General features: G+C 55.6%; 5 protein-coding genes. 3 read left to right on the top strand and 2 right to left on the bottom strand.

The window, feature by feature from the left end; all coding sequences use genetic code 11:
* Positions 1 to 235 precede the first annotated feature (235 nt).
* On the bottom strand, positions 236 to 1,102 hold the full coding sequence (locus LHW45_10795; protein ID MCB5286057.1) for a radical SAM protein: 867 nt from the start codon (positions 1,100 to 1,102) through the stop codon (positions 236 to 238).
* A gap of 187 nt (positions 1,103 to 1,289) precedes the next feature.
* Here LHW45_10795 and LHW45_10790 point away from each other — a divergent pair, with 187 nt between their 5' ends.
* The 3 genes from LHW45_10790 (at position 1,290) to LHW45_10780 (ending at position 4,591) form a co-directional block, all read left to right on the top strand.
* A complete protein-coding gene (locus LHW45_10790) occupies positions 1,290 to 1,910 on the top strand; it encodes a GyrI-like domain-containing protein (GenBank protein ID MCB5286056.1) in 621 nt (206 codons plus the stop codon).
* Positions 1,911 to 1,991: 81 nt separating this feature from the next.
* Complete coding sequence (gene uvsE, locus LHW45_10785) at positions 1,992 to 3,245, top strand: UV DNA damage repair endonuclease UvsE (GenBank protein ID MCB5286055.1); 1,254 nt, start codon at positions 1,992 to 1,994, stop codon at positions 3,243 to 3,245.
* 164 nt (positions 3,246 to 3,409) lie between these two features.
* Positions 3,410 to 4,591: a hypothetical protein gene (locus LHW45_10780; protein ID MCB5286054.1), complete on the top strand. Its 1,182-nt coding sequence runs from the start codon at positions 3,410 to 3,412 to the stop codon at positions 4,589 to 4,591.
* A gap of 38 nt (positions 4,592 to 4,629) precedes the next feature.
* Here the strand turns inward: LHW45_10780 and LHW45_10775 are convergent.
* Positions 4,630 to 5,911 (bottom strand): UvrD-helicase domain-containing protein (locus tag LHW45_10775; GenBank protein MCB5286053.1); only part of this gene is annotated, 1,282 nt, incomplete at its 5' end.

Raw genomic sequence — 5,911 nt, 5'->3', positions numbered from 1 at the left:
CCCTTGTACTCCTTGACACCGATCTCTCCGCGGACGAATCCGGCGTTGGCCTCTCTGAACCGATGGAATCCGTAACGGTCGTCCACGTTTTCCGGCCTCTTGTCGCTTTCGGGCCCCATGGTTGCAGTCGATGCAGATGGCGGGCTTTATGGTTTGCCTTTAGGCTACGGACGACTTGGATGTCATAAAAATATCGAATCCCCGGCGGACCGAACGAAAGGAAAATGCCGATGTATCAGACATCTAGCGTGGTCTGTATGCCGTTCTCCGGGAAACGGCCTATGAACTCGAAACAGGCGTCCGGGTCGGATATCATACCGTTCTCCTCGCACCGTCTCCTGAACATCCTCATCAGACCGTCTGCGTTAGGCGAACGTAAGACGTACGAGTCGCCGTAGGTCCGGACGTACCTGTCCCTGAGGTCGGGGAAGTGTTCGTCCAGTGCGGTGTAGTAGTATTCTCTGTTGCCGTCTCTGAGCGTCATCCCCATGTCGAAGCATATCACGCCGCTGACGCAGGCCTCCTCGCAGTATCCCAGTATTCTGGAGATGTTCTCCCACGTGTCGTTGATGAACGGAAGTATCGGAGTGAGCCACACCACAGTGGGTATCCCCCTGTCCCGCAACTCCTTCAAAACCTCGAAGCGCCTCTCGGTGCCGCAGACGCCTGGCTCCAGTATGCGGCACGTCTCCTCGTCGTAGGTGGTGAGCGTCATCTGCACCACGCACCTCGCCTTCCGGTTGATGCTCTCCAGAAGGTCGATGTCGCGGAGCACCAGGTCCGATTTGGTGATCAGAGTGGCGCCGAAACCGTGGCGCTCTATGACCTCGAGGCACTTTCTAGTCATCCTCAGTTCATCCTCGCAGTGCATGTAGGGGTCGCTCATGGAGCCGGTGCCTATCATGCACTTCTTCCGCTTGGACGATAACGTTTTCTCGAGAAGATCGGGTGCGTTCCGCTTGACCTCCACGTCCTCGAAGGGGTGCGTGAAACGGTAGCATCTGCTGCGCGAATCGCAATAGATGCAGCCGTGGGTGCACCCGCGGTAGACGTTCATGCTTCCGCGGGCGTTCACCAGCGTCTTGGCGTCGACGAAGTGCACCATGTACGGACGGTCGCGAGGATGTACGTACGTATAATCCTGATTCATAGACGATAGATAGGAGGTTTTCGGGGACTACCTGAACTATAATTTCGTCAGTTCGTGCATGATGCTATTCCGGGATAGCCTTTCTTCGAAGTGTCTGTACTTATAATACCATAAGATGATTCGAAAAAGAGGCCGCGACATGAAGAGAGATTTCAAGAAAGAGCGCAAGGACCTGTACTCTCCGAAAGAAGGGATCTTCGAAGTTTCCGTACCGTCAATGAAGTTCATAGCCGTGGACGGCAACGGTCCGCTGACCGGGGAGAACATACAGAAGACGATGGAGGTCGTTTTCAATCTTGCATACGGGATCAAGATGTGCAGGATGCACGGAGTGCAGCCCGAAGGGTACTACGAATACACCGTGATGCCGCCCGAGGGCCTGTACGGGACGCTGGAAACTCCGTTCTGCATCGAGGACGAGAGCACCTGGGTATGGAAGATGGCGATCCGCCAGCCCGAGTTCGTAGACGAGGGATTGTTCGAATCCGTAAAAGAGTCCGTGAGGAAAAAGAAACCGGGACTGGACCTGGACAAGGCGCACCTTTTCGAAACCGAGGAGGGGCTCTCGGTGCAGACGCTGCACATAGGCAGCTACGGCTCCGTGGGCGAATCGATGGAAAGACTGATGAAATACATCCAGGAAAAAGAATACGATGTCAACGGCCCCTATCATGAGATATACCTCTCCGACCCGAACAGGGTCGAAGAGAGCAGGCTGAAGACGATCATCAGGTTCCCCGTCGTCCGGAGATCGGAGTGAGCCGTCCGGCCCGTAAAGAGATATATTATCCCGGACCGGCCTATACCCCGTTATGTACCTGAGGCGCGGAGGGGACGTCATATGAGCATCGGATACGCGTGCCTCGCGCTGGGTGTGCCGGGAAGCGGCATGAAGAGCTGCATCATGAAAAACGCGGACGACGATCTGCTTCTATCGCTTATCGGGAGCAACCTCGACGCCCTCGGAAGGCTCGTATCCTATAACGCAAAAAACGGCATCCGGATGTTCCGGATATCCTCGGACCTGATACCTTTCGGCTCCAGCCTTGCGGAAAAGCTTCCGTGGCAGGAACGTTATTCGGAAAAGCTCGGGTCCATCGGCGCAGAGGTCCGCAGGACGGGGATGAGGGTGTCTATGCACCCGGGACAGTACACCGTGCTGAATTCGACCGACGAGAACATAGCTGACAGGGCGGCGAAGGACCTGGAATACCACGCGAAGGTCCTCGACGGTTTGGGGTTGGGTCCGGAGCACAAGATGGTACTGCATCTCGGAGGGGTCTACGGCGATAAAGAACGTGCAAAAGAACGTTTCGTGTCGAGATACAAACGTCTCGATCAAGCCGTGAAGAGGAGGCTTGTGCTGGAGAACGACGACAAGCTGTTCGACATCCGGGACGTCATCGAGACCGCGTCCGAAGCGGGCATGCCGGCGGTATACGACAACCTGCACAACGCGGTGAACCCCGCGGACGCTTCACGAAGGGATGTGGAATGGATCGAGGAGTGCAAGGATACTTGGACAAGAGAGGACGGTCCTCAGAAGGTCCATTACTCGCAACAGAACCTTGGCAAGAGGCCGGGCGCCCATTCCGAGTCCATAAGGATCGACGAGTTCCTCGACTATTACGGCGAGGTCTCCCGGACCGGGACGGACATCATGCTCGAAGTAAAGGACAAGAACCTCTCCGCCCTGAAATGCATCAACTGCGTCTCGGACAGGGGCATGAAAGCTCTCGAGGCCGATTGGGCGTGCTACAAGTACTCCGTGATGGAGAGGGCCCCCGACAGATATCATGCGATAAGGGAGCTGCTGAAAGACAAGACATCCTATCCCGCCCTCGAGATGTACCGTTCGATCGAGGAATCGCTGGTTGCGCCTATCGGAGCGAACAACGCCGTCGATGCGGCGCAGCACGTATGGGGGTACGTTAAGGATAAGGCAACGGAGCCGGAGAAGAAGCGCTTCCGCGATTTGCTGAACGCTTTCATATCTGGAAACGTAGAATTGCGGTCCGTGAAGAACACGCTGCATACGCTGGCGCAGAAGTATGAAGAGGACCATCTTCTGAACGCCTACTACTTCTACATCTGATAAGATGCGGCCTTAGGGCTTCGTCCGTCGCCACCGAAGAGATGCACCTGCATAGCCGAGTTCACGGCACTTAAGGAAAACGCATAATTTCGCAACGATTAATTACGATACTGGCGATACCGAACGGCCGTGTCTTTTTCAGACGAAGCAGAGAGGATCATAGAATGAACTGGAAATTCGTTCCGCGGCCGTATCACGCACGGGACAACATCGGGGCGATAGTCGCTGGCATGGTGCTTTACGGTCTCGTAAACTTCGTCGTGGGCGTCTATTACATAAGTTTCCAGACGGACGCCCGTCTGTCAGACCCGATGACGTACGACATGGCCAAGCTCATAATGATGTCCTTCGTCCTCATAATAGGCCTGTACATCCTTTCAAAACGTGCCATACCCGAGGGGCTGGCGCTCATTTTGTCGGGGACCAGCACGGTCGTGTTCTCCGCGTCCGCCCTGCTGGGCGGCGGCGACATCTCGTCGCTTGACCTGATGGTCGGTGCGTTCCTTCTGCTTCCCGCGGCATCTTTCGCCCTCCGTGGGGACGGCCTGCTGGCCATCGGCACCGGCGTGATGGCCGTAGGGGCGATGACATATTCGCTGATCGGGGGCCTTTCCTTCGGATGGATCGGCGCAGCATGCCTGATATCGGCAGTCGCATCGCTTCTTTACGGATTTTCTGCGTGGTACACCGTCGTATCCGACAAGGAAACGTACCCATGGCAGGAGGACGAGAAGGCCTCCGCCGCCAATTCGGCTGTGGGAACGGGAGGTTTCGTCGTCATGGGGCTGCTGTCCTTCATGGTCGGGGCGTTCTACCTGAACGCGGCCCTGGACTTCGTGGTAATGTCCAGCACCCCGTACGACATCGCCAAGGCGATCATGTCGTTGATAATCCTCTATTACGCGGCGCTCGGCCTCACCGCCGGCAAGATAACCTCCGGCATGATGTCGTTGATGTTCGGATCGTCCACACTGACGTTCTCCGTATCCGCGCTGGCATTGGACCTCGGGGGCGTGGAGGAGCTCGACGTCCTGCTGGGGATCGTGATGCTTTTCGCAGCCGTCTCAGGATACAAGGAGAAGAATTTGACTATGGCTTCCATTGCCTTCCTTGTCTTCCTGGCATTCTCCATCTACCCGTTCCTGCCCGAGTCCTTGGTCTACTATTCCGTGGGGATGCCTCTGCTTGCCATCGGAGCGATACTCACCTTCAAGGCCGTGACCGGCCTGCTGGGGCCGGATGTCCGGCGGATCGCGGATAATAAAAAAGCACGGGACGAACGGAGGACCGGCAAAGACGTCGAAATCGCATCGGACCCGCATCCCGAGGGCGATAAAGACCGCTGAACCAAGAATTAGCCAGATGTCTTAATTTTGAAAAGCCGTCAGATCTTCTTCTTGAATCTGCAGCCCTTGGAAGGAAAATTGGAACAGCCGTAGAACTCGCCGTACTGCCCGCTCCTTTTCACGAGACGTCCGCCGCACATCGGACATATCTTCGTTTTATCTGACAGCCTGTCGCCGTAACGATGTTCCAGCTCGTTGACGAACTCTGACGCCCTGGCTTCTTCCGCCAGGATGATGGTTTTACGTTTGGCGCGCGTCATGGCGACGTAGAAAAGCCTCCGCTCCTCGGCGAACGGGAAAGATTCTCCTCCGCCTGTCAACGATCCGACGATGCCTTCGTCCGCAATCTTGCAGGGGAACCCCTTGTGGTCGTCAAGATTGTTGATTATGAACACGTAGTCGGCCTGCAGCCCCTTGGACTTGTGGGCCGTTATGAAATTGATCTTGAGGTCCTCCCTGCCATTGTAGACCATACGGATCATCCCTGTCGTTTTATCATAAAAGGATGTGAAACGCTCTATGTTCCGCAATCTGTCGATGTCGAAAGTGTAACGTCCTATCATGAACACGGTGGACCCGTCCGGAAAGGAATCGAGCATGTGGCACATCGTGCCCATGGCGTCCCTTTCGGTTTTTTCGATGACAACCTCCATCGGGACCTCGTCGCCCTCGATGTCCGAAAGGATGTCTTTCCTCATCTGTTTCGGGTTTCGCATGATGAACTCGCCGCTTATCTCGGCGGTCCCCCTGGGGAAGCGGTATGTCCTCTCGATCCTGCAGACGTCGGTCGGTCCCCAATATTTCATAAAATCGAACGTGAAGCCGATATCGCTCCCGTTGAACCCGTATATGCTCTGCCAATCGTCGCCGACGCAGAACAATCTGTAATCCCGATCCTCTCTCAGACTGCTTAGAAGGTTGAACCTGGATGCGGAAATATCCTGATATTCATCCACAATAACGTACCTGTAGGGGTTGGGATACCTTCCGTTCCGTACTTCCAGAGCCGCTTTGTTGATCATATCGTTGAAATCAATCTCCCCTCTTTGTGCCAACGCATTCTCGTAAGCTTGGAAGACCGGCTTCACGATAGCCAGCAAAGTCCTGTCGCCCCACTTCAGCGTGGTACCCGATAGAGCGCCATCTACCGTCCCGCTCCTGCATTTGATGAGGGTTATTATCTTTGCTATGAGATCGGGCAGCCCACCTTTTATCTCCCCGTCCATTGAATCCAGGATCTGCTGCGGCGACATCGGTCGCATAATCACGCCGTGTTCCGTCAACTTCCTCTCGAGGTTGTCAAGGAGGGTCCCCTCCGGC

Source organism: Candidatus Cloacimonadota bacterium (assembly GCA_020532085.1).
GTDB lineage: Bacteria > Cloacimonadota > Cloacimonadia > Cloacimonadales > Cloacimonadaceae > Syntrophosphaera.
Note: the sequence above shows the minus strand (reverse complement) of the source record. Positions and strands in the feature narration are given on the sequence as shown.

Excerpts from the sequence above, each read along its gene's own strand:
- LHW45_10790 (MCB5286056.1), top strand. The coding sequence starts at position 1,290 with ATGAAGAGAGATTTCAAGAAAGAGCGCAAGGACCTGTACTCTCCGAAA.
- uvsE (MCB5286055.1), top strand. The coding sequence starts at position 1,992 with ATGAGCATCGGATACGCGTGCCTCGCGCTGGGTGTGCCGGGAAGCGGC.
- LHW45_10780 (MCB5286054.1), top strand. The coding sequence starts at position 3,410 with ATGAACTGGAAATTCGTTCCGCGGCCGTATCACGCACGGGACAACATC.